Raw genomic sequence first — 23249 nt, 5'->3', positions numbered from 1 at the left:
TCGGTGCGGACTCGCCTAGACTCCGCCGATGCCGACCCTTCGGGTCGGCGTGCCCACCCCCGTAGAAAAGGCCGCCGTCCGCGTGCGGTCGTGCGAAGGATCTCCGTCCCGTGAATCTCGTGACACTCCTCCCGTTCATCGTGCTCATCGGGGCGATGTTCCTGATGACCCGCTCCGCGAAGAAGAAGCAGCAGGCGGCCGCGCAGATGCGCGACCAGATGACGCCCGGCACCGGGGTCCGCACCATCGGCGGCATGTACGCCACGGTGAAGGAGATCGGTGACGACACGGTCACCCTCGAGGTGGCTCCCGGCGTCCACGCGATCTACGCGAAGAACGCCATCGGCGCCGTTCTGGAGGACGCGGAGTACAACCGCATCGTCCACGGCATCGACGACGTGACGACCGACACGCCCGTCGTGCCGGACGACGCCTCCTCCCTCACCAAGGACGAGGACGAGGCGCCGAAGCTCGACCTGGGCAAGAAGGACGAGCCCAAGGGCGAGGACAAGCCCGAGGACGGCAAGACCGACGGCGAGGCCGGCGCGAAGTAGCGCGCGGCCGGGGACCGTGCGGGCGCCCGACCGGCGGTCGGCGCGGTCCCCGTCAGTGACACTTCTGCGGGGGGCAGGGGTCCCCACCACACATTTCGTGGCCGTCCGCGCGCTGACCCGGCGCGGGGCGGTTGGACAGGGAGAAACGACAAGGTGGCAGCACCGAAGAAGGGCCGGCGGCCCACGGGGGCTCAGGGGAGGCCGGGGCGTGCCCTGGCGATCATCCTGATCGCGATGGTGGCGCTCACCGCGGGGATGTTCATCTCCAAGCAGACGACTCCCCGGCTGGGCATCGACCTCGCCGGCGGCACGAGCATCACGCTCAAGGCCAAGAGCGAGCCCGGCAAAGAGAACGCCGTCAACGAGACCAACATGAACACGGCGGTCGGCATCATCGAGCGCCGTGTCAACGGACTCGGTGTCTCCGAGGCCGAGGTCCAGACGCAGGGCCGCGACCACATCATCGTCAACATCCCCAAGGGGATGAACGAGAAGCAGGCGCGCGAGCAGGTCGGCACCACCGCCCAGCTCTACTTCCGCCCGGTCATCGCGTTCGCGGACGGCGCCCCCGCCGCTCCCGAGGGCGCCCAGAGCCCGAGCCCCTCCGCGAGCGGCTCCGGCGCCCCCAAGGCCCAGGACGGGAACAAGAGCAGCCCGTCCGCCACCCCGTCGTCCAGCGCCACTTCCCAGGGCCGCGCGCTCAGCGAGGGCCTCAAGGCCCCGAACGCGCCCACTCCCACGCCGTCGGCGAGCGAGTCGAAGAAGGCAGACGACAAGGCGGCCCCGTCGCCCTCCGCGAGCGCCCCCGCGCCCGACCCGGCCGCCGCGGACCTGCAGGCCAAGTTCGCCGCGCTCGACTGCACCAACGAGGAGCAGCGCTCCAACGTCGGCAAGGGCGTCAAGCCCACCGACCCGACGCTCGCCTGCGGCCAGCGCGGTGAGCAGTGGGGCAAGTGGATCCTGGGCCCGGCCGCGGTCGAGGGCAAGGACGTCAAGAGCGCCAAGGGCGAGATCGACCCGCAGTCGGGTCAGTGGATCGTCACGATGAACTTCAACGACCACGGCGCCGACGCCTTCGCGAAGGTCACCGGCGAGCTGGCGGCCAAGCAGGCCCCGCAGAACCAGTTCGCGATCGTCCTCGACGGCGACGTCATCTCCGACCCGTCCGTCAGCACCGCGATCACCGGCGGCAACGCACAGATCTCCGGTGGCTTCAACCAGCAGTCCGCGCAGGACCTGGGCAACATGCTCTCCTACGGCGCCCTGCCGCTGTCCTTCCAGGAGGACAGCGTCACCACCGTCACCGCCGCGCTCGGCGGCGAGCAGCTGCGCGCCGGCCTGATCGCCGGTGCGATCGGCCTCCTGCTCGTGGTCGTCTACCTGCTGGTCTACTACCGCGGCCTGGCCTTCATCGCGATCATCAGCCTCCTGGTCTCCGCGATCCTGACCTACACGATCATGGCGCTGCTCGGTAAGGGCATCGGCTTCGCGCTGAACCTGCCGGCCGTCTGCGGTGCGATCGTGGCCATCGGTATCACCGCGGACTCCTTCATCGTGTACTTCGAGCGCATCCGCGACGAGATCCGCGAGGGCCGCACCCTGCGTCCGGCCGTCGAGCGCGCCTGGCCGCGCGCCCGCCGCACGATCCTGGTCTCCGACTTCGTGTCGTTCCTCGCCGCCGCGGTGCTGTTCATCGTCACCGTCGGCAAGGTGCAGGGCTTCGCCTTCACGCTGGGTCTGACCACCCTGCTCGACGTGGTCGTGGTGTTCCTCTTCACCAAGCCCGTCATGACGCTGCTGGCGCGTACGAAGTTCTTCGCCAGCGGTCACCCGTGGTCCGGGCTGGACCCGAAGCGCCTGGGCGCCAAGCCCCCGCTGCGCAGCTCCCGGCGCACCGCCGCACCCGCCCCCGTCGAAGCAAAGGAGGCGTGAGAGATGTCGAAGCTGGGAGATCTCGGCGCCAAGCTGTACCGCGGTGAGGTCGGCTACGACTTCGTCGGCAAGCGCTTTCTCTGGTACGGCGTTTCCATCCTGATCACCATCACGGCGATCGTCGCCCTGGCCGTCCAGGGCCTCAACATGGGCATCGAGTTCAAGGGCGGAGCCGTCTTCACCACCCCGAAGACGACTGCCTCCGTCGCCAAGGTCACGGAGGACGCGGAGAAGGCCTCCGGCCACGACGCGATCGTCCAGGAGCTCGGCACCGGCGGCATGCGCATCCAGATCTCCGGTCTGGACACCGACGCCGCGGCCGACGTGAAGAAGCAGTTGGCCGCCGACCTCAAGGTGACCGAGGCCGACATCAACGCCGACCTGGTCGGTCCCAGCTGGGGCGAGCAGATCGCGAACAAGGCCTGGACCGGCCTCGGCGTCTTCATGGTCCTCGTGGTGATCTACCTCGCGATCGCCTTCGAATGGCGCATGGCCGTCGCCGCGCTGATCGCCCTGATCCACGACCTCACCATCACCGTCGGCGTGTACGCGCTCGTCGGCTTCGAGGTCACCCCGGGCACCGTGATCGGTCTGCTGACCATCCTCGGTTACTCCCTCTACGACACCGTCGTCGTCTTCGACGGTCTCAAGGAGGGCTCGAAGGACATCACCAAGCAGACCCGCTACACCTTCAGCGAGATCGCCAACCGCAGCATCAACGGCACCCTGGTCCGTTCGATCAACACCACGGTCGTGGCGCTCCTCCCGGTCGCGGCGCTGCTGTTCATCGGCGGCGGCTTCCTGGGCGCCGGCATGCTGAACGACATCTCGCTGTCGCTGTTCGTCGGCCTCGCGGCCGGTGCGTACTCCTCGATCTTCATCGCGACCCCGCTGGTCGTGGACCTCAAGGAGCGCGAGCCGGCGATGAAGGCGCTGAAGAAGCGGGTGCTCGCCAAGCGCGCGGCCGCGGCGGCCAAGGGCGAGTCCCCGGACGACGTCCAGGGCGCCGGCGAGGAGCCGCAGGTCGTGTCGCAGGGCCGGCAGCAGCCGGGGCGGCGACGTTGACCGCTCCGCTGTCCGACGACGTACGGACCCTCCTGCTCAGCCGCATCAAGGACGTGGCGGACTACCCGAAGCCGGGCGTGATGTTCAAGGACATCACCCCGCTGCTGGCGGACCCCGCGGCGTTCGCCGCGCTGACCGGCGCGCTCGTGGAGCTGGCCGGACAGTACGGCGCCACGAAGATCGTCGGTCTGGAGGCGCGCGGGTTCATCCTCGCGGCCCCGGTGGCGGTGCAGGCCGGGATCGGCTTCGTGCCCGTCCGCAAGGCCGGCAAGCTGCCGGGCGCGACGCTCGCGCAGTCGTACGAGCTGGAGTACGGCACGGCGGAGATCGAGGTCCACGCCGAGGACCTGTCGGCCGGTGACCGCGTCATGGTCATCGACGACGTGCTGGCCACCGGCGGCACGGCCGAGGCCTCCCTCTCGCTGATCCGGCGGGCCGGGGCCGAGGTCGCCGGCGTGGCGGTCCTCATGGAGCTCTCGTTCCTCCCGGGCCGCGCCAAGCTGGCCGGGTCCCTCTCGGGGGCCCCGCTGGACGCGCTGATCGTGGTCTGAGCGGTCCGACCGCACCCACCCCGTTCGAGACGGCGGGCATCCGGAACCTCCCGGGTGCCCGCCGTCCGCGTGCCCGGGCCGCTGCGGCAGGCTCGGCGAACGGTGTGACCGAACCCTCGCTACGATGGGTTATCCGGACCGGACACGGGCACCGGATCCTCCCCCGGACTCCGTCTGGGGGGTCCCCGTGAGGAGCGCTCTTGCCAGACGAGGTCCAGCCCATCTCCGCCGCGCAGCCCGACCCGCAGGCCGAGCAGGCCACGGCGGCCGCCGCCACGCCCCCGCCGGCCCCGCCGGTCAAGCCCGCCCCGAAGCCGGCGCCGGTCAAGCCCGCGCCCGCGAAGTCGGCCGCGTCCTCCAACCGGGTGCGCGCCCGTCTGGCCCGCCTCGGCGTGCAGCGCTCGAACCCGTACAACCCGGTACTGGAGCCGCTGCTCCGCATAGTCCGCAGCAACGACCCGAAGATCGAGACGTCGACTCTGCGCCAGCTCGAGCAGGCCTACCAGGTGGCCGAGCGCTGGCACCGCGGCCAGAAGCGCAAGAGCGGCGACCCGTACATCACCCACCCGCTCGCGGTGACCACCATCCTCGCCGAGCTCGGCATGGACCCGGCCACCCTCATGGCCGGCCTGCTGCACGACACCGTCGAGGACACCGAGTACGGCCTGGAGGACCTGCGCCGCGACTTCGGCGACGCCGTGGCGCTGCTCGTCGACGGCGTCACCAAGCTCGACCGGGTGAAGTTCGGCGAGGCGGCCCAGGCCGAGACCGTCCGCAAGATGGTCGTGGCCATGGCGAAGGACCCGCGCGTCCTCGTCATCAAGCTCGCCGACCGGCTGCACAACATGCGCACCATGCGCTACCTCAAGCGGGAGAAGCAGGAGAAGAAGGCCCGCGAGACCCTCGAGATCTACGCCCCGCTGGCGCACCGGCTGGGCATGAACACGATCAAGTGGGAGCTGGAGGACCTCTCCTTCGCGATCCTCTACCCCAAGATGTACGACGAGATCGTGCGCCTGGTCGCCGAGCGCGCGCCCAAGCGCGACGAGTACCTCGCCGTCGTCACGGACGAGGTCCAGGTGGACCTCAGAGCCGCCCGGATCAAGGCCACCGTCACGGGCCGCCCCAAGCACTACTACAGCGTCTACCAGAAGATGATCGTCCGCGGCCGCGACTTCGCGGAGATCTACGACCTGGTGGGCATCCGCGTCCTCGTCGACACCGTCCGGGACTGCTACGCGGCCCTCGGCACCGTGCACGCGCGCTGGAACCCGGTCCCGGGCCGGTTCAAGGACTACATCGCGATGCCCAAGTTCAACATGTACCAGTCGCTGCACACGACGGTCATCGGGCCCAGCGGCAAGCCCGTCGAACTGCAGATCCGCACCTTCGACATGCACCGCCGCGCCGAGTACGGCATCGCCGCGCACTGGAAGTACAAGCAGCAGACCGTCGCCGGCACCTCCAAGGTCCGCACCGACGTCCCGCAGGCCGCCAAGGGCAGCGCCGGCCAGGACACCGTCAACGACATGGCCTGGCTGCGCCAGCTGCTGGACTGGCAGAAGGAGACCGAGGACCCGGGCGAGTTCCTCGACTCGCTGCGCTTCGACCTCTCGCGCAACGAGGTCTTCGTCTTCACCCCCAAGGGCGACGTCATAGCGCTGCCCGCCGGGGCCACCCCGGTGGACTTCGCGTACGCCGTCCACACCGAGGTCGGCCACCGGACGATAGGGGCCCGGGTCAACGGGCGCCTGGTCCCGCTGGAGTCGAACCTCGACAACGGCGACCTGGTCGAGGTCTTCACCTCGAAGGCCGAGGGCGCCGGGCCGTCCCGCGACTGGCTGGGCTTCGTCAAGTCCCCCCGCGCCCGGAACAAGATCCGCGCCTGGTTCTCCAAGGAACGCCGCGACGAGGCCATCGAGCACGGCAAGGACGCCATCGCGCGGGCCATGCGCAAGCAGAACCTGCCCATCCAGCGCATCCTGACCGGCGACTCGCTCGTGACCCTCGCGCACGAGATGCGCTACCCGGACATCTCCTCCCTGTACGCGGCCATCGGCGAGGGCCACGTGGCCGCGCAGGGCGTCGTGCAGAAGCTGGTGGCGGCCCTCGGCGGCGAGGAGGCGGCCAACGAGGACATCGAGGAATCGATCCCGCCCGCGCGGGCCCGCAGCAAGCGGCGCAGCAACGCCGACCCGGGCGTCGTCGTCAAGGGCGTCGACGACGTGTGGGTCAAGCTGGCCCGCTGCTGCACCCCGGTGCCGGGCGACCCGATCATCGGCTTCGTCACGCGCGGCAGTGGCGTATCGGTTCACCGCGCGGACTGCGTCAACGTCGACTCCCTCTCCCAGCAGCCCGAGCGGATGCTGGAGGTCGAGTGGGCGCCCACCCAGTCCTCGGTCTTCCTCGTCGCCATCCAGGTCGAGGCGCTCGACCGCTCCCGGCTGCTGTCGGACGTCACGCGGGTGCTGTCCGACCAGCACGTCAACATCCTGTCGGCGGCCGTCCAGACCTCCCGCGACCGGGTGGCCACCTCGCGGTTCACCTTCGAGATGGGCGACCCCAAGCACCTGGGGCACGTCCTGAAGGCCGTCCGGGGCGTGGAGGGCGTCTACGACGTCTACCGCGTCACCTCGGCCCGCAGGCCGTAGCAGGGACGCACAGACAGAGCGAGGGCCCCGGTACGGAAGATCCGTACCGGGGCCCTCGTCGTACCGGGGCTCCGGCTAGCCGCCGAACTCCTCCAGGCCCTTCAGCGCCTGGTCCAGCAGGGCCTGGCGGCCCTCCAGCTCACGCGCCAGCTTGTCGGCCTTCGCGTTGTTGCCCGCGGCGCGCGCCGCGTCGATCTGCTGGCGGAGCTTGTCGACCGCCGCCTGGAGCTGACCCGTCAGGCCGGCCGCACGGGCCCGCGCCTCCGGGTTCGTACGGCGCCACTCGCCCTCCTCGGCCTCCTGGATCGCCCGCTCCACCGCGTGCATCCGGCCCTCGACCTTCGGCCGGGCGTCGCGCGGCACGTGGCCGATGCCCTCCCAGCGCTCGTTGAGGGAGCGGAACGCGGCACGGGCCGCCTTCAGGTCCGTGATGGGGACGAGCTTCTCGGCCTCGTCGGCCAGCTCCTCCTTGAGCTTCAGGTTCTCGATCTGCTCGGCGTCACGCTCCGCGAACACCTCGCTGCGGGCCGCGAAGAACACGTCCTGCGCACCGCGGAAACGGTTCCACAGGTCGTCCTCGGCCTCGCGCTGCGCCCGGCCCGCCGCCTTCCAGTCCGCCATCAGCTCGCGGTAGCGGGCGGCCGTCGGACCCCAGTCGGTCGACTTCGACAGCGACTCGGCCTCCGAGACCAGCTTCTCCTTGACCTTGCGGGCGTCCTCGCGCTGCGCGTCCAGCGAGGCGAAGTGCGCCTTGCGGCGCTTGGAGAAGGCGGAACGGGCGTGCGAGAAGCGGTGCCACAGCTCGTCGTCCGACTTGCGGTCCAGGCGCGGCAGGCCCTTCCAGATGTCCACCAGGGCGCGCAGCCGCTCGCCGGCGCTGCGCCACTGGTCGCTCTGCGCCAGCTGCTCGGCCTCGGCGACCAGGGCGTCCTTGGCCGCACGGGCCTCGTCCGCCTGCTTGGCCTTGGCGACCTTGCGCTCCTCGCGCCGGGACTCCACGGTCTCGACCAGCTTGTCCAGCCGCACGCGCAGGGCGTCCAGGTCGCCCACGGCGTGGTGCTCGTCGACCTGCGTCCGCAGGTGGTCGATCGCCGTCTGGGCGTCCTTGGCGGACAGATCAGTGGTCCGCACCCGCTTTTCGAGGAGGCCGATCTCGACCACCAGGCCCTCGTACTTGCGCTCGAAGTAGGCCAGGGCCTCCTCGGGGGTGCCCGCCTGCCACGATCCGACGACCTGCTCGCCATCGGAAGTACGCACGTACACGGTGCCCGTCTCGTCGACTCGGCCCCACGGGTCGCTGCTCACAGCGCCTCCTCCACCTGATGCCTGCGAGGGGTTCACCCCCTGGGCATCGTCCACAGTTTCCTGGGGCGGGCAGCGCCCGCCCTGCACAACGCCAACATAGGCGACCGCCGGGCCGGCTGTCCGCATCCCGCACGACGGAATATCGGCGTACGGGCGCGGGCCGGCCGGCCCGGGGTCGCGTCACCCGTCAGTTCTGGGTGACCGTGCCCTTCTCGATCTTGACCTCGTTCTTCGGCGCACCGTCCTGGCCGCCGTCGACCGTGCCGGCCTTGGCGATCTCCTCCAGGACCTTCAGGCCGGCCGCGTCGATCTTGCCGAACGGCGTGTAGGTCGGCGCCAGCGGGCTGTCCTTGTAGACCAGGAAGAACTGGCTGCCGCCCGAGCCGGGCTGGCCGGTGTTGGCCATCGCCACCGTGCCGGCCGGGTAGACGACCTGGCCCTGCTCGTTGGCCTTGCCCAGGGAGTCCAGGTTCTCGTCCGGGATGTTGTAGCCCGGGCCGCCGCGGCCGGTGCCCTCGGGGTCGCCGCACTGGAGCACGAAGATCCCGCCGGCCGTCAGCCGGTGGCACTTGGTGTTGTCGAAGTAGCCCTTGTCGGCGAGCGACTTGAACGAGTTGACGGTCTGCGGGGTCTTCGCCGCGTCCATCGCGAAGTTGATGTCACCGGCGCTGGTCTTCAGCGCGAAGGTGTACTTCCCCTTCTGGTCGATCGCCATCTCCGGCGAGGGCGACTGCTTAGGCTCCGGCGGGGTCGCCGAGGCCGACGGGTCCGCCGCCGCGTCCTTCGTGTCCTTGTCCGAGTCGAAGACACCGCCCACGATCAGGCCGACCAGCGTCGCGATCACCACGGCGACCACCGCGCCGATCACCGCCAGCCGCTGGCGGCTCTTCTTCTGGGCCTCGGCGCGGCGCTTCTGCTGGCGCTCGTACTTCTCCCTGGCGAGCTGTCGCCGCCGCTGATCGCTCGTGACCACCGGGTCGTCTCCTTGTACGTGTCTGATACTGCTGTCCGGGCTGGGATAGGCCGTACCGTATATGGGTTCGCTGTGTGATGAGCGGCGCCGGTAGGCTCTGAGCAGCAGGATTTTGACCTGCACTCTCCCGCCGGACGACGATTGAGGACGAACGTGCTGATTGCCGGGTTCCCCGCAGGCGCATGGGGCACCAACTGCTACGTGGTCGCCCCCGCCGCCGGCGAGGAGTGCGTCATCATCGACCCGGGCCACCAGGCCGCCCAGGGTGTCGAGGAGACGCTGAAGAAGCATCGGCTCAAGCCCGTCGCGGTCGTCCTGACCCACGGCCACATCGATCATGTGGCCTCCGTGGTCCCGGTGTGCGGAGCACACGACGTACCGGCCTGGATCCACCCCGAGGACCGCTACATGATGAGCGACCCGGAGAAGGCCCTCGGCCGCTCCATCGGGATGCCGCTCATGGGCGAGCTGACCGTGGGCGAGCCGGACGACGTCCGCGAGCTGGCCGACGGCGCCGCCCTGAAGTTGGCCGGAATGGACTTCTCCGTGGCGCACGCGCCGGGCCATACCAAGGGGTCGGTGACCTTCCGGATGCCCGAGCTGGCCGACATCCCGCCGGTCTTCTTCTCGGGCGACCTGCTCTTCGCCGGCTCCATCGGACGAACCGACCTGCCGGGCGGCTCCCACGCCGAGATGCTCGATTCGCTGGCCCGCGTGTGCCTGCCGCTCGACGACTCGACCGTGGTGCTGTCCGGCCACGGTCCCCAGACCACCATCGGCCGCGAGCGCGTGACCAACCCGTACCTGCGGGAGGTCGCCGCCGGCCTGGCAGCGGACCCGACGGCCGCTCCACGACGAGGAATGTGACGAAAGCTTCGTGGCTACTTTCAAGGCCCCCAAGGGCACGTACGACCTGATCCCGCCGGTCTCGGTCAAGTACCTGGCGGTGCGCGAGGCGATCTCCGCGCCCCTGCGCAACTCCGGCTACGGCTACATCGAGACCCCCGGCTTTGAAGACGTCGGCCTCTTCGCCCGCGGCGTGGGCGAGTCCACCGACATCGTCTCCAAGGAGATGTACGCCTTCGAGACCAAGGGCGGCGACCAGCTGGCCCTGCGCCCCGAGGGCACGGCCTCCGTGCTGCGCGCGGCCCTGGAGGCGAGCCTGCACAAGCAGGGCAACCTGCCGGTCAAGCTCTGGTACTCCGGCTCCTACTACCGCTACGAACGCCCGCAGAAGGGCCGCTACCGCCACTTCTCGCAGGTGGGCGCCGAGGCCATCGGTGCCGAGGACCCGGCGCTGGACGCCGAGCTGATCATCCTGGCCGACCAGGCCTACCGCTCGCTCGGCCTGCGCAACTTCCGGATCCTGCTGAACTCGCTCGGCGACAAGGAGTGCCGCCCGGTGTACCGGGAGGCGCTGCAGGGCTTCCTGGGCGGCCTGGACCTGGACGAGGAGACCGTCCGCCGGGCCGAGATCAACCCGCTGCGCGTCCTCGACGACAAGCGGCCCGACGTGCAGAAGCAGCTGGTCGGCGCGCCGGTGCTGCGCGACTACCTGTGCGACGCGTGCAAGGCGTACCACGAGGAGGTACGGGCGCTGATCACGGCGGCCGGGGTCGCCTTCGAGGACGACGAGAAGCTGGTGCGCGGGCTCGACTACTACACCCGCACCACCTTCGAGTTCGTACACGACGGTCTGGGCTCGCAGTCCGCGGTGGGCGGCGGCGGCCGCTACGACGGCCTGTCCGAGATGATCGGCGGACCGGCACTGCCGTCGGTGGGCTGGGCGCTGGGCGTGGACCGCACGGTCCTGGCCCTGGAGGCCGAGGGCGTCGAGCTCGACATCCCGGCGTCCACGTCGGTGTTCGCCGTGGCACTCGGCGAGGAGGCCCGCCGGGTCCTCTTCGGCAAGGTCACCGAGCTCCGCAGGGCCGGAGTCGCGGCCGACTTCTCGTTCGGCGGCAAGGGCCTCAAGGGCGCGATGAAGGACGCGAACCGCAGCGGTGCCCGCTTCGCCGTCGTCGCCGGCGAGCGCGACCTCGCCGAGGGCGTCGTCCAGCTCAAGGACATGGAGTCCGGTGAGCAGTCCGCGGTCGCCGTGGCCGATCTGATCGACACGGTCAGGGCCCGTCTCGCCTGACGGCCCGCGCACGAACGCCTGAACGGACGGGGCCGGGGATCTTTCCCCGGCCCCGTCCGTTCACAGGCTCGTACGGCACAATGGCCCGTGCTTGATCACCTTGCAGATGTGGAGCGGGCGGCATGACGACACGAAGCACGGACGCGGACACCGCCGGGGGGACGACCTTCGGGGCGAGCCGGGCGCTGGCCCTGCTGCTGGTGATCACGGGGGCCGCGGGCCTGCTCGCCGCCTGGGTCATCACCATCGACAAGTTCAAGCTGCTGGAGGACCCGAACTTCACGCCGGGCTGCAGCCTCAACCCGGTCGTCTCCTGCGGCAACATCATGAAGAGCGACCAGGCGGCCGTCTTCGGCTTCCCGAACCCGATGCTCGGCCTCGTCGCCTACGGCATCGTGATCTGCGTCGGCATGAGCATCCTGGCCGGGGCCCGCTTCCGCCCCTGGTACTGGCTCACCCTCAACGCCGGCACCCTCTTCGGCGTCGTCTTCTGCGCCTGGCTCACCTACCAGTCGCTCTACAACATCAACTCGCTGTGCCTGTGGTGCTGCCTGGCCTGGGTCGCCACGATCCTGATGTTCTGGTACGTCACCTCGCACAACGTCCGCGCCGGGCTGCTGCCGGCGCCGGGCTGGCTCAAGAGCTTCTTCGAGGAGTTCACCTGGGTGCTGCCGGCGCTGCACATCGGGATCATCGGAATGCTGATCCTGACCCGCTGGTGGGACTTCTGGACCTCCTGACCGGACTGACGCCGGACCTGCGGCGGGCGGCCCTGCCGGTGGACTCGCTTAGGCTTCCCGTGTGGAACCAGACCTGTTCACCGCCGCCGCCGAAGAGCGCCAGGAGAAGGACCCCGCGAGTTCGCCGCTCGCCGTCCGCATGCGTCCGCGCACCCTGGACGAGGTCGTCGGCCAGCAGCACCTCCTGAAGCCCGGATCACCGCTGCGGCGGCTGGTCGGGGAAGGGGCCGGAGGCCCGGCCGGTGCCTCCTCGGTGATCCTCTGGGGCCCGCCCGGCATCGGCAAGACGACCCTCGCCTACGTGGTCAGCCAGGCCACGCAGAAGCGCTTCGTGGAGCTCTCCGCCATCACGGCGGGCGTCAAGGAGGTACGGGCCGTCATCGAGGGCGCGCGCCGCGCGGCCGGAGGCTACGGCAAGGAGACCGTCCTCTTCCTCGACGAGATCCACCGCTTCAGCAAGGCCCAGCAGGACTCCCTGCTGCCCGCCGTGGAGAACCGCTGGGTGACGCTGATCGCGGCCACCACCGAGAACCCGTACTTCTCGATCATCTCCCCGCTGCTGTCGCGGTCGCTGCTGCTGACGCTGGAACCGCTGACCGACGACGACCTGAGCGCGCTCATGCGGCGCGCGCTCACGGAGGAGCGGGGCCTGGCCGGGGCCGTGACCCTGCCCGAGGACGCCGAGGCGCACCTGCTGAGGATCGCCGGCGGCGACGCCCGGCGGGCGCTGACCGCACTGGAGGCCGGCGCCGGATCGGCCATCGCCAAGGGCGAGGACGAGATCACGCTGCAGACGCTGGAGGAGGCGGTCGACCGGGCGGCGGTCCGCTACGACCGGGACGGCGACCAGCACTACGACGTGGCGAGCGCGCTCATCAAGTCGATCCGCGGCTCCGACGTGGACGCCGCGCTCCACTACCTCGCCCGCATGATCGAGGCCGGCGAAGACCCGCGGTTCATCGCGCGCCGCCTGATGATCTCCGCGAGCGAGGACATCGGGCTGGCGGACCCCACGGCGCTGCCGATCGCGGTGGCCGCGGCCCAGGCGGTGGCCATGATCGGCTTCCCGGAGGCCGCGCTGACCCTCTCGCACGCAACGATCGCGCTGGCCCTCGCCCCGAAGTCGAACACCGCCACGACCGCGATCGGCGCCGCGCTGGCCGACGTACGGGCCGGCCTGGCGGGCTCCGTCCCGACGCACCTGCGGGACGGCCACTACAAGGGCGCGGCGAAGCTCGGGCACGCGGTGGGGTACGTGTACCCGCACGACGTGCCGGGCGCCATCGCGGCCCAGCAGTACGCCCCGGACGAGATCCACGGCAAGCGGTACTACGAGCCGACCCGCTACGGCGCCGAGGCGCGCTACGCGGACGTGGTGGAGAAGGTCCGCGAGCGCCTGCGCGCAGCCGGCGGAAGCGGCGGAAGCGGCGGAACCGACCGGGGCTGAGGCGTCCCCGACGGGGTGCCCCGGCCCGACCGGGAGGACACCCCCTAGGCTGCCCGGGTGACCAAGGACCTCCCCACCTGCGCCTGCTGCGGCGACGCGCTCGCCGACGAGCGCCGCATCGACTTCGGCTTCAACCTGCCCGACGCCGCCCTCGGGGCGCCCGAGGAGGCCGTCCACCGGCTCGGGGTGCGCGCCCTGCTCCGGGTGGACGGGGTCGGCTCCTTCATCCGCTGCCTGCTGCCCGTCCGGCTGACCCACGACACCGAGCTGGTGCTCGGGGCCTGGGTGGAGGTGGACGACGCCACCCTGCGGCGCGCCCACGAGCTGTGGGAGCGGCCCGGGTACGCGGACCTGTCCGTCGAGGGCACCTTCGCCAACCGGATCCAGCCCTGGGGCGACGACCTGCTCGGCGCTCCGGTCACCGCGAAGGTCGCCGACCCGGAGGAGCTGCCCTGCGTCGTCGAGGTGCGCCACCCGGTGGCCTCCCGCATCCTGACCCGGACCTGGGACCGCGACCACGTCCTCAGCCGCTTCCCGTACCCGCTGCCGGTGGACGTCCGCACCGACCTCGGCGGCCGCTGGTCCGTCCTGCGCACCGCCGGCCTCAGCGCCTCCTTCGCCGACGGCGCCGACCACTTCACCGCCGAGGACCGCAGCGCCTCCGTCAGCCTGATGCGGGACGACGTTCCCGGCCGCGCCCCCGCGGACTTCCTCACGGAGCTGCTGTCCGGCGCCCCCGACACCCGGCCCGCCCAGCGCGTACGGGAACCGCTGGGCGCGGGCGTGCGGTACGCGTTCTGGCTGACCCCGCAGGACAACGGCCGGCCGCGGCACGAGTTCTACGGGATGGCCGTCGCCCCCGGCATGGCGGCCGGGCTCTTCTGCTCCTACGAGGACCCGGCCGACCTGGCCTGGGCCCAGCTGATCTGGCGCTCCCTCGACCACGCCCTGAACACCCTCTAGCCCTTACCCGGCGCGCCCCGGCCGGGCTGGCGGCACCGGAACCTAGGCTCCCGGCATGGCTCCCTCCCGGCCGCTCGCCGTCGCCCTCGCGCTCGTCCTCGCCGGGCCCGCGGCGGCCGGATGCCATCACGAGGACACCGCCACGGCGCGGGCCAGCGCCGCCGCGCTCGTGGCGCAGGTCCCGCTCACCGGGCCCGGCTTCCCGCCGGACGCGGCCACGGCGAAGGCCCGGCTGGCCGCGCTGAAGGTGGAGTGGGGGAGGAACTGGCAGACGTACCGGCGGGAGGAGTTCGGCAGGTACTGGTCGGACGAGACCGACGCCGTCGGCGGGCGCAACGGCTGCGACACCCGGGACGACGTGCTGCGCCGGGACCTGACGGAGCTGCGCGAGGGGGACCGGAACCGGTGCGTCGTCCTGTCCGGGGTGCTGCTCGACCCCTACACCGGCAAACGGCTCCCCTACACCTACCGGCGCGCCTCGCAGATCCAGACCGACCACGTCGTGGCCCTCGGCGCCGCCTGGCGGGCCGGCGCGTACGCCTGGACACCGCAGCGCAGGCTGGAGTACGCCAACGACCTGGACGTCCTGCTCGCCGTGGACAAGCAGACCAACCAGGACAAGGGCAGCAGGACCGCCGACAAGTGGCGGCCGCCGCGGCGTGCGTACTGGTGCGAGTACGCGCGCCGCTACACCGGCATCAAGGCCACGTACGCGCTGTCCGTGACCGAGCCGGAGAAGCGGGCGCTCCAGGAGATGCTGGCCGACTGCCCTCAGTGAGAGGCGGCCGAGAACAGGGTGCGCATCGCCCGGCGCAGGCCGCAGATGTCCGCCACCGGCTCCGGGAAGTCGAATCGGGCGTCGAAGGAGGAGCCGGCGGCGCCACCGGTGAAGCGGACGCGCAGGCCCACGCGGTCCAGGGCGAGCGGCACGGCGGTCATGCCCCGCGCCCCGCGGTCGCCGAGCAGGCCGCACAGCTCGCCGATCCGGTCGCCGTGGGAGGAGTGCAGGTGCTGGAGCAGCTCCGCCTCGTGCGGGGACACCGGGTCCGGCTCCGCCGCGGCGAGGTCGTCGGGGTCCACGTGCTCGGCGCCCCACAGGTCGTCCACCGTGATCTCACCGACCTCCAGGCGCAGCATCATCCAGGCGGGGCGTCCGGTGTGGGGCGCGTCGAGGGACTCGCCCAGGCCCAGCAGCTCGCCGACCGGGTGCCGCTCGGCGAGCAGCGCGGCGCACACGGCGCGTTCGTCCCCGCGCACCGGTGTCAGCCACCCGGCCAGCCAGGCACGGCCTCGGATACGATGTGGGACGGACACCGGCGCCACATCCGTGATCTCGATCACGGCGGTGAGGTCGTCGTCCTGGGCGTGAGCGGCTGCCCTGGCAGCCGCGGATTCCCCGGAGACAAGGAGAATCACGTCCCCGTCCGGGGTGACGGTCCGCGCGACCGGCATCCCCGTCCCGAACTCCTCGGGCCCGTGACTGTCACGAGCACCGATCAGCGTGAGGGATACTGAGGCGTTGGACTCTACGAGGGTTCGTACGCGTTCGGCTCCGGTGAGCTGCCGAACGCCTTCCCTGGGACGCGGCTGACCTTGCTTATCGTCGGCGCAAGCGGATTCTGTTTCGTTGGAATCCGAACTGCGTTGCGCACTGGGCAGGGGGATCCCATGTGGTCGAGACATTACGTCCTCCTCGCTAAGGTAAGCCTCACCTAACTTACATGGAGGTAGGTTCCCCGTGAACCAGAAGCGACCCAAGGTCAAGAAGTCTCGCGCCCTCGGCATCGCCCTGACGCCGAAGGCCGTCAAGTACTTCGAGGCCCGCCCCTACCCGCCGGGCGAGCACGGCCGTGGCCGCAAGCAGAACTCGGACTACAAGGTCCGTCTGCTGGAGAAGCAGCGTCTGCGCGCTCAGTACGACATCTCCGAGCGCCAGATGGCCCGCGCGTACGACCGCGCCAAGAAGGCCGAGGGCAAGACGGGCGAGGCGCTGGTCGTCGAGCTCGAGCGTCGTCTCGACGCCCTGGTCCTGCGTTCGGGCATCGCCCGCACGATCTACCAGGCCCGCCAGATGGTCGTTCACGGCCACATCGAGGTCAACGGCGCCAAGGTCGACAAGCCGTCGTTCCGTGTCCGCCCGGACGACGTCATCACCGTGCGCGAGCGCAGCCGCGAGAAGGTTCCGTTCCAGGTCGCCCGTGAGGGTGGCTACGCAGGCGAGGGCGAGACCCCGCGCTACCTGCAGGTCAACCTGAAGGCCCTGGCCTTCCGCCTGGACCGTGACCCGAACCGCAAGGAAATCCCGGTCATCTGCGACGAGCAGCTCGTCGTCGAGTACTACGCCCGCTGATCTTCCGGCAGGCGTAGCCCTCACAGGCTGGTGGAAACCCGCCGCCCCCTCCACGGGGGCGGCGGGTTTTCCGCATTCCGGGTGAACGCGGGCGAGCGCGGGCGAACGAGGCCGGCGCCGGCTACGGCTGGTCCGCCGGCGCCGTGCTGCGCGGGACCCGCGGGCCCGGCACCCCGCCCAGCCCCGCCGGACGCGGCACCCGCGCCGCCCCCCGCAGCGCCCGCACCACCAGCGACTCCCGGCGCAGCTCCCGCCCCTCGGCCGCGTACGCCGCGTAGCGCTCGGCGCCCAGTACCTCGCCCGCCCGCTCCCGGCACATCAGCCGCGGGGCGTTGAAGTACCCCGAGCCGAACAGCTGCAGCCCCACCCCGCCCCACATCGGCTCCGCCGCACCCTGGAGCACCGCCGCCTCGGCCGGGTCGCCCTCCGCGACCGTGACCAGCGCCAGCAGCTCCAGCGCGAGGACCAGCCCGACCAGGTCGTTGAAGGTGTGGTTGATCTCCACGCACTCGGACAGCAGCCGCCGGGCCTCTTGCGTGCCGCCCGCCTCCAGGGCCGCGTACGCCAGCACGTAGAGGGCGTACGCCTTCGTCCAGCGCTCCCCGCGCTCCTCGCAGATCTCCCGGACCTCCCCGCACAGCGCGAGCGCGCCCGGCAGGTCCCCGAGGAAGGCCAGCGCCATCCCCAGCTCCACCTGGCACATCAGCACGTTGCTGTTCAGCTCCCCGGCCGCCCGGTACTGCTCCAGCGCCTCGCCCAGCAGCTCCCGGGCCCGGGCCATGTCGTCCGAGACGAGGGCCAGACAACCCAGGCGGTGCACCGCGTACGCGGCCGCCACCCGGTTCCCGCTGCGCGCCGCCCCGTCCCGGCACTCGTACAGGGCGCACATCGAGGCCGTCGCGTCGCCCTGGAGGGCCGCGACGTAACCCAGCACCCACAGGGCCTTCAGCCGCGAGCTCTCGTACTCCGTCGCCTGCCCGCCCGGCGGGTCCAGCGTCCGGTCCAGCCAGTGCCGGCCCTCGGTCAGCCGCCCGCAGCCCGCCCAGTAGAACCACAGGGTGCCCGCCAGGTACTGGCCCAGGTGCAGCTCGTCCGGCTCGTCCAGGCAGCACTCCAGGGCGAGCCGCAGGTTCGGCAGCTCCGCCTCCACCAGCGCCGCCACCTCGTGCTGGCGTGGGCTGAACCAGTCCAGCTCGCACCAGGTCGCCAGCCCCATGTACCAGTCCCGGTGCCGCCGCCGCAGCCGCACCGCGTCACCCAGCGACTCCAGCCAGCCCGCCCCGTACAGCCGTACGGTCTCCAGCATCCGGAAGCGCACCCCGGCGGGCGTCTCCTCCCGGACCAGCAGGGACTGCGCGAGGAGCTCGCCCACCAGGTCCAGCACGCCCTCCACCGGCAGGTCGGGGCCGGCGCACACGTACTCGGCCGCGTCCAGGTCGAACTGCCCCGCGAACACCGACAGCCGCGCCCACAGCAGCCGCTCCGCCGGAGTGCACAGCTCGTGGCTCCAGCCGATGGCCGTACGCAGCGTCCGGTGCCGGGGGAGCCCCCCGCGCCCACCGCCCGTCAGCAGCCCGAAGCGGTCCTCCAGCCGGGAGAGCACCTGGGCCGGGGACAGCGTCCGCAGCCGGCCCGCCGCCAGCTCCAGGGCGAGCGGGATCCCGTCGAGGCGCGCGCACACCTCCGCGAGCGCCGCCCGGTCGGCCCCGGTCGCCGCGAAGGCCGGGTCGGCCTCGCACGCGCGCGCCTCCAGCAGCGCCAGCGCCTCCTCCGGCACCGGAGGGGCCAGCGGGAACGTCCGCTCCCCGGCCACCTCCAGCGGGCGCCTTCCGGCGGCCAGCACCCGCAGGCCGGGGGAGCGCAGCAGCAGCTCCCGCACCAGCGCGGCGGTCTCCTCCACCAGCTGCTCGAAACCGTCCAGGACCAGCAGCAGCCGCTTGCCGGCGAGGTGCTCGGCCAGCACGGTCCGGGGCGGCCGGGTGGTGTGGTCGGTCAGCCCCAGCGCCTCGGAGAGGGTGAGTTCCAGTAGCGCCGGATCCCGCACGCCCGCCAGTTCGGCCAGCCAGATGCCGTCGCAGTAGCGTTCCTCCTCCGGAGCGTGCGGACCTTGCGCCCCTTGCGCTTCCGGTGCCTCCCGCGCCCCCTCGGAGGCCGACCGGGCCGCCGCGAGGACCAGCCGGGACTTGCCGACCCCGCCCACACCGGTCACGGTCACCAGCCGCGAGACCTCCAGCAGGCGCCCCAGCTCGGCGAGTTCGGCACCCCGCCCGATGAACCCGCTCAGCTCCGAGGGAAGATTGCCCCGGGCGGTACGTCGAAGGGGTCTCTGTCGCATGGGACACGGAGCGTACTGGTCCGGATGCGCTGCGTCCAAGACGAGTGCCCCCGGCCCCGGATTCGGGTAGGGCCGGGGATCCCCGGCGCGATAGGGTCGGAGGACCATTTGTAGGAATCGCCGTCACCGGCGGTCCGGGTCGAGACAGAGAGCGGTGTGACGTGTCCGGTGTAGAGGTGGCCGGGATCATCGTGGCCGTCTTCTGGGCCATCCTGATCTCCTTCCTCGCCGTCGCCCTGGTGCGGCTGGCGCAGGTCCTCAGGGCGACCACCAAGCTGGTGTCCGAAGTGACCGACCAGGCCGTACCGCTGCTGGCCGACGCCTCCAGCACCGTCCGCTCCGCGCGCACCCAGCTCGACCGGGTCGACGCCATCGCGAGCGACGTCCAGGAGGTCACCTCCAACGCCTCCGCCCTGTCCTCGACCGTGGCCACCGCCTTCGGCGGGCCGCTCGTGAAGGTCGCGGCCTTCGGCTACGGCGTCCGCAAGGCGCTGGGCAAGGGGGACCCCGGGAGCGCGGGCGGCGTGCCGACCAAGGCCTCCCGCCGTGCACGAAGCGGCGGCGGTGGCCGTACTGTGATCGTTGGCCGAACGGTGCCGGCCGCCCGGCGCCGGAAGCAGAAGGACTGAGACCGCCGATGTTCCGCCGAGCCTTCTGGTTCACCGCCGGCGCAGCCGCCGGCGTGTGGGCCACCACCAAGGTCAACCGGCAGCTCAAGAAGCTGACGCCGGAGAGCCTCGCCGCCCAGGCCGCCGACAAGGCCGTGGAGGCGGGGCACCGCCTCAAGGACTTCGCCCTCGACGTCAAAGCGGGAATGACGCAGCGCGAGGACGAGCTGAACGATGCACTGGGGCTCCACCAGGACCCCGACCGGCCCGACAACGTCACCGCCCTCCCCGGGCCGCGGCGGCTGCGGGCCATCGAGAACCACCAGATCGACAACCGACCAAAGCTTTCGTACAACCGGAATGAGGACCACTGATGGAGTCGGCTGAAATCCGCCGCCGCTGGCTGAGCTTCTTCGAGGAGCGCGGTCACGCCGTTGTCCCTTCGGCGTCGCTCATCGCGGACGACCCGACTCTGCTGCTGGTGCCCGCCGGCATGGTGCCCTTCAAGCCCTACTTCCTGGGTGAGACCAAGCCGCCGGCCCCGACGCTCACCAGCGTCCAGAAGTGCGTCCGCACGCCGGACATCGAAGAGGTGGGCAAGACCACCCGCCACGGCACGTTCTTCCAGATGTGCGGCAACTTCTCCTTCGGCGACTACTTCAAGGAAGGCGCCATCAAGTACGCCTGGGAGCTGCTCACCAGCTCCGTGGCGGACGGCGGCTACGGCCTGGAGCCGGAGAAGCTCTGGATCACCGTCTACCTCGACGACGACGAGGCCGAGCAGATCTGGCGCGACAAGATCGGCGTCCCGGCCGAGCGCATCCAGCGCCTGGGCAAGAAGGACAACTTCTGGTCCATGGGCGTCCCGGGTCCCTGCGGCCCGTGCTCCGAGATCAACTACGACCGCGGCCCCGAGTTCGGCGTCGAGGGCGGCCCGGCCGTCAACGACGAGCGCTACGTGGAGATCTGGAACCTGGTCTTCATGCAGTACGAGCGCGGCGCCGGCGACGGGAAGGAAGACTTCCCGATCCTCGGCGACCTGCCGTCGAAGAACATCGACACCGGTCTCGGCCTCGAACGCCTCGCGATGATCCTGCAGGGCGTGCAGAACATGTACGAGACCGACACCCTGCGCGTGGTCATGGACAAGGCCACCGAGCTGACCGGCGTGCAGTACGGCGCCGCCCAGCACACTGACGTCTCGCTGCGCGTGGTCGCCGACCACATCCGCACCTCGACCATGCTCATCGGCGACGGCGTCACCCCCGGCAACGAGGGCCGCGGCTACGTGCTGCGCCGCATCATGCGCCGCGCCATCCGCAACATGCGCCTCATGGGCGCCACCGGTCCGGTCGTCCAGGACCTGATCAACGTCGTGATCGAGACGATGGGCCAGCAGTACCCGGAGCTCATCACCGACCGCAAGCGCATCGAGACCGTCGCCCTCGCCGAAGAGGCCGCCTTCCTGAAGGCCATCAAGGGCGGCACCAACATCCTCGACACCGCCGTCACCGAGACCAAGGCCGCCGGCGGCACGGTCCTCTCCGGCGACAAGGCGTTCCTGCTCCACGACACCTGGGGCTTCCCGATCGACCTCACCCTGGAGATGGCCGCCGAGCAGGGCCTCTCCGTGGACGAGCCCGGCTTCCGCCGCCTGATGCAGGAGCAGCGCGACCGCGCCAAGGCCGACGCCAAGGCCAAGAAGACCGGCCACGCGGACATGTCCGCCTACCGGGAGATCGCCGACGGCTCCGGCGCCACCGAGTTCACCGGCTACGCCACCACCCAGGGCGAGTCCACCATCGTCGGCCTCCTGGTCAACGGCGTCTCCGCGCCCGCCGCCTCCGAGGGCGACGAGGTCGAGGTCGTCCTCGACCGCACCCCCTTCTACGCCGAGGGCGGCGGCCAGCTCGCCGACCAGGGCCGCATCAAGCTCGACACCGGCGCCGTCATCGAGATCCGCGACGTCCAGCAGCCCGTCCCGGGTGTCTCCGTGCACAAGGGATCGGTCCAGGTCGGCGAGGTGACGGTGGGCGCCTCCGCGTACGCCGCCATCGACGTCAGGCGCCGCCGCGCCATCGCCCGCGCCCACTCGGCCACGCACCTGACCCACCAGGCGCTGCGCGACGCCCTCGGCCCGACCGCCGCCCAGGCCGGTTCGGAGAACAGCCCGGGCCGCTTCCGCTTCGACTTCGGTTCCCCGAACGCCGTCCCCGGCTCGGTCCTCACCGACGTCGAGCAGAAGATCAACGACGTGCTCTCGCGCGAGCTCGAAGTCACCGCCGAGATCATGAGCATCGACGAGGCGAAGAAGCAGGGCGCCATCGCCGAGTTCGGCGAGAAGTACGGCGAGCGGGTCCGCGTCGTGACCATCGGCGACTTCTCCAAGGAGCTGTGCGGCGGCACGCACGTCGGCAACACGGCCCAGCTGGGTCTGGTCAAGCTGCTCGGCGAGTCCTCCATCGGTTCCGGCGTGCGCCGCGTGGAGGCCCTCGTCGGCGTGGACGCGTACAACTTCCTCGCCAAGGAGCACACGGTCGTCGCCCAGCTCCAGGAGCTGGTCAAGGGCCGTCCGGAGGAGCTGCCGGAGAAGATCGCCTCCATGCTCGGCAAGCTGAAGGACGCCGAGAAGGAGATCGAGAAGTTCCGCGCGGAGAAGGTCCTCCAGGCCGCCGCCGGGCTCGCCCAGAACGCCCAGGACATCAAGGGCGTCGCCCTCGTCGTCGGCCAGGTGGCGGACGGCATCGGCGCCGACGACCTGCGCAAGCTGGTCCTCGACGTCCGCGGCCGCATCCCGGGTGACCGCCCGGCCGTCGTGGCCCTCTTCACCGTGGCCAACGACCGCCCGCTGACCGTGATCGCCACCAACGAGGCCGCCCGTGAGCGCGGCCTCAAGGCCGGCGACCTGGTCCGTACGGCGGCCAAGACCCTCGGTGGCGGCGGTGGCGGCAAGCAGGACGTCGCCCAGGGCGGCGGCCAGAACCCGGCCGCGGTCCCGGAGGCCATCAGCGCCGTCGAGCGCCTCGTCGTCGAGACGGTCTGACGATGAGCCTGCGCCGCGGCCGCCGACTGGCCATCGACGTCGGGGACGCCCGGATCGGGGTCGCGTCCTGCGACCCCGACGGGGTCCTGGCCACACCGGTGGAAACCGTTCCGGGCCGGGACATCCCCTTCGCCCACCGGCGGCTGCGGCAGCTCGTCGAGGAGTACGAGCCCCTCGAAGTCGTGGTCGGCCTCCCCCGCTCGCTCAGCGGGCGGGAGGGGCCGGCCGCGGCCAAGGTGCGCGCCTTCGCGAACGAACTGGCCAAGGGCATCAAGCCGGTGACGGTCCGTCTGGTGGACGAGCGGATGACCACGGTCACCGCCGCCCAGGGGCTGCGGGCCTCCGGCAGGAACGCGAAGAAGGGCAGATCGGTGATCGATCAGGCCGCCGCTGTGATCATCCTTCAGAACGCTCTTGAGACCGAACGGGTATCAGGTAATCCGCCTGGCGAGTGCGTCGAAGTGGTTGTCTGATCGCGATACGGTAACGTTCCGCGCGATGAGACGGCATTCGAACAGCCGTCGCCCACCGTCAAAGAGGCGGAACCGGGCGCCACGGACGAAGGAGTCCGTGGCCTTGCGTCTCGCGGCAC

The 23249-nt window shown here is 71.2% G+C and carries 20 protein-coding genes; 16 read left to right on the top strand and 4 right to left on the bottom strand.

Annotated elements, in window-relative coordinates; translation table 11 throughout:
* The first annotated feature begins 110 nt into the window (after nt 1-110).
* The 5 genes from yajC (at nt 111) to AB0O53_RS23505 (ending at nt 6753) form a co-directional block, all read left to right on the top strand.
* On the top strand, nt 111-554 hold the full coding sequence (gene yajC / locus AB0O53_RS23525; RefSeq protein ID WP_350996638.1) for a preprotein translocase subunit YajC: 444 nt from the start codon (nt 111-113) through the stop codon (nt 552-554).
* A 153-nt stretch (nt 555-707) separates the two neighbouring features.
* Nucleotides 708-2486, top strand: coding sequence for a protein translocase subunit SecD (gene secD, locus AB0O53_RS23520; protein ID WP_350996640.1), 1779 nt, complete (start codon nt 708-710; stop codon nt 2484-2486).
* A gap of 3 nt (nt 2487-2489) precedes the next feature.
* Entirely contained in the window at nt 2490-3551 is a 1062-nt protein-coding gene (secF, locus tag AB0O53_RS23515; protein WP_350996643.1) for a protein translocase subunit SecF, read from the top strand.
* Nucleotides 3548-4102 carry an adenine phosphoribosyltransferase gene (locus AB0O53_RS23510; RefSeq protein ID WP_350996646.1) on the top strand — a complete coding sequence of 185 codons (555 nt, stop codon included), beginning with the start codon at nt 3548-3550 and terminating at the stop codon, nt 4100-4102. The genes secF and AB0O53_RS23510 overlap by 4 nt, the downstream gene beginning before the upstream one ends.
* 200 nt (nt 4103-4302) lie before the next feature.
* Nucleotides 4303-6753 carry a RelA/SpoT family protein gene (locus AB0O53_RS23505; RefSeq protein WP_365197996.1) on the top strand — a complete coding sequence of 817 codons (2451 nt, stop codon included), beginning with the start codon at nt 4303-4305 and terminating at the stop codon, nt 6751-6753.
* Nucleotides 6754-6828: 75 nt separating this feature from the next.
* Here the strand turns inward: AB0O53_RS23505 and AB0O53_RS23500 are convergent, their stop codons facing one another.
* Both AB0O53_RS23500 and AB0O53_RS23495 read right to left on the bottom strand, forming a co-directional pair.
* A complete protein-coding gene (locus tag AB0O53_RS23500) occupies nt 6829-8058 on the bottom strand; it encodes a DUF349 domain-containing protein (protein WP_350996652.1) in 1230 nt (409 codons plus the stop codon).
* Nucleotides 8059-8245: 187 nt separating this feature from the next.
* Nucleotides 8246-9031 (bottom strand): peptidylprolyl isomerase, encoded by a 786-nt coding sequence (locus tag AB0O53_RS23495; RefSeq protein ID WP_350996655.1) that lies wholly within the window; start codon nt 9029-9031, stop codon nt 8246-8248.
* A gap of 153 nt (nt 9032-9184) precedes the next feature.
* On the opposite strand from AB0O53_RS23495, the gene AB0O53_RS23490 reads away from it, so the two are divergent.
* The 6 genes from AB0O53_RS23490 (at nt 9185) to AB0O53_RS23465 (ending at nt 15099) form a co-directional block, all read left to right on the top strand.
* A complete protein-coding gene (locus AB0O53_RS23490) occupies nt 9185-9898 on the top strand; it encodes an MBL fold metallo-hydrolase (protein ID WP_031150225.1) in 714 nt (237 codons plus the stop codon).
* 10 nt (nt 9899-9908) lie between these two features.
* Complete coding sequence (hisS, locus tag AB0O53_RS23485; RefSeq protein ID WP_350996659.1) at nt 9909-11171, top strand: histidine--tRNA ligase; 1263 nt, start codon at nt 9909-9911, stop codon at nt 11169-11171.
* Between the two features lie 122 nt (nt 11172-11293).
* Entirely contained in the window at nt 11294-11911 is a 618-nt protein-coding gene (locus AB0O53_RS23480; protein WP_350996661.1) for a vitamin K epoxide reductase family protein, read from the top strand.
* Nucleotides 11912-11972: 61 nt separating this feature from the next.
* Nucleotides 11973-13358, top strand: coding sequence for a replication-associated recombination protein A (locus AB0O53_RS23475; RefSeq protein ID WP_350996664.1), 1386 nt, complete (start codon nt 11973-11975; stop codon nt 13356-13358).
* A 57-nt stretch (nt 13359-13415) separates the two neighbouring features.
* Complete coding sequence (locus tag AB0O53_RS23470) at nt 13416-14321, top strand: DUF2199 domain-containing protein (RefSeq protein ID WP_365197991.1); 906 nt, start codon at nt 13416-13418, stop codon at nt 14319-14321.
* A gap of 55 nt (nt 14322-14376) precedes the next feature.
* The gene (locus AB0O53_RS23465) at nt 14377-15099 is read left to right on the top strand and encodes an HNH endonuclease family protein (protein ID WP_350996670.1); all 723 of its coding nucleotides are present in this window, start codon (nt 14377-14379) and stop codon (nt 15097-15099) included.
* Here AB0O53_RS23465 and AB0O53_RS23460 read toward each other — a convergent pair.
* On the bottom strand, nt 15093-16004 hold the full coding sequence (locus AB0O53_RS23460) for a DUF2470 domain-containing protein (RefSeq protein WP_403137881.1): 912 nt from the start codon (nt 16002-16004) through the stop codon (nt 15093-15095). The genes AB0O53_RS23465 and AB0O53_RS23460 overlap by 7 nt on opposite strands.
* 55 nt (nt 16005-16059) lie before the next feature.
* Here AB0O53_RS23460 and rpsD point away from each other — a divergent pair, with 55 nt between their 5' ends.
* Nucleotides 16060-16671 (top strand): 30S ribosomal protein S4, encoded by a 612-nt coding sequence (gene rpsD, locus AB0O53_RS23455; RefSeq protein ID WP_030026606.1) that lies wholly within the window; start codon nt 16060-16062, stop codon nt 16669-16671.
* Nucleotides 16672-16792: 121 nt separating this feature from the next.
* Here rpsD and AB0O53_RS23450 read toward each other — a convergent pair whose 3' ends face one another.
* Nucleotides 16793-19006, bottom strand: coding sequence for an ATP-binding protein (locus AB0O53_RS23450; RefSeq protein WP_350996677.1), 2214 nt, complete (start codon nt 19004-19006; stop codon nt 16793-16795).
* A gap of 161 nt (nt 19007-19167) precedes the next feature.
* Here AB0O53_RS23450 and AB0O53_RS23445 point away from each other — a divergent pair, with 161 nt between their 5' ends.
* Genes AB0O53_RS23445 through ruvX form a run of 4 tightly spaced genes read left to right on the top strand, consistent with a single transcriptional unit; the run spans nt 19168 to nt 23130 of the window.
* On the top strand, nt 19168-19635 hold the full coding sequence (locus AB0O53_RS23445; protein WP_350996679.1) for a DUF948 domain-containing protein: 468 nt from the start codon (nt 19168-19170) through the stop codon (nt 19633-19635).
* An 8-nt stretch (nt 19636-19643) separates the two neighbouring features.
* Entirely contained in the window at nt 19644-19988 is a 345-nt protein-coding gene (locus AB0O53_RS23440) for a DUF6167 family protein (RefSeq protein ID WP_060178506.1), read from the top strand.
* Nucleotides 19988-22657, top strand: coding sequence for an alanine--tRNA ligase (alaS, locus tag AB0O53_RS23435; protein WP_350996682.1), 2670 nt, complete (start codon nt 19988-19990; stop codon nt 22655-22657). The genes AB0O53_RS23440 and alaS overlap by 1 nt, the downstream gene beginning before the upstream one ends.
* A 2-nt stretch (nt 22658-22659) precedes the next feature.
* The gene (ruvX, locus tag AB0O53_RS23430; RefSeq protein WP_350996685.1) at nt 22660-23130 is read left to right on the top strand and encodes a Holliday junction resolvase RuvX; all 471 of its coding nucleotides are present in this window, start codon (nt 22660-22662) and stop codon (nt 23128-23130) included.
* Nucleotides 23131-23249 lie beyond the last annotated feature (119 nt).

Origin of the sequence: Streptomyces erythrochromogenes, from assembly GCF_040684695.1 — a bacterium.
Taxonomy (GTDB): Bacteria; Actinomycetota; Actinomycetes; order Streptomycetales; family Streptomycetaceae; genus Streptomyces; species Streptomyces erythrochromogenes_C.
The sequence above is the reverse complement of the archived record's forward strand: the minus strand, read 5'-3'. Positions and strand labels throughout refer to the sequence as shown.

What these genes read in the sequence shown, in the direction of transcription:
- secF (WP_350996643.1), top strand. Translation starts at nt 2,490, where the DNA reads ATGTCGAAGCTGGGAGATCTCGGCGCCAAGCTGTACCGCGGTGAGGTC.
- AB0O53_RS23480 (WP_350996661.1), top strand. Translation starts at nt 11,294, where the DNA reads ATGACGACACGAAGCACGGACGCGGACACCGCCGGGGGGACGACCTTC.
- AB0O53_RS23465 (WP_350996670.1), top strand. Translation starts at nt 14,377, where the DNA reads ATGGCTCCCTCCCGGCCGCTCGCCGTCGCCCTCGCGCTCGTCCTCGCC.
- AB0O53_RS23460 (WP_403137881.1), bottom strand. Translation starts at nt 16,004, where the DNA reads ATGTCTCGACCACATGGGATCCCCCTGCCCAGTGCGCAACGCAGTTCG.
- AB0O53_RS23450 (WP_350996677.1), bottom strand. Translation starts at nt 19,006, where the DNA reads ATGCGACAGAGACCCCTTCGACGTACCGCCCGGGGCAATCTTCCCTCG.
- AB0O53_RS23440 (WP_060178506.1), top strand. Translation starts at nt 19,644, where the DNA reads ATGTTCCGCCGAGCCTTCTGGTTCACCGCCGGCGCAGCCGCCGGCGTG.
- alaS (WP_350996682.1), top strand. Translation starts at nt 19,988, where the DNA reads ATGGAGTCGGCTGAAATCCGCCGCCGCTGGCTGAGCTTCTTCGAGGAG.
- ruvX (WP_350996685.1), top strand. Translation starts at nt 22,660, where the DNA reads ATGAGCCTGCGCCGCGGCCGCCGACTGGCCATCGACGTCGGGGACGCC.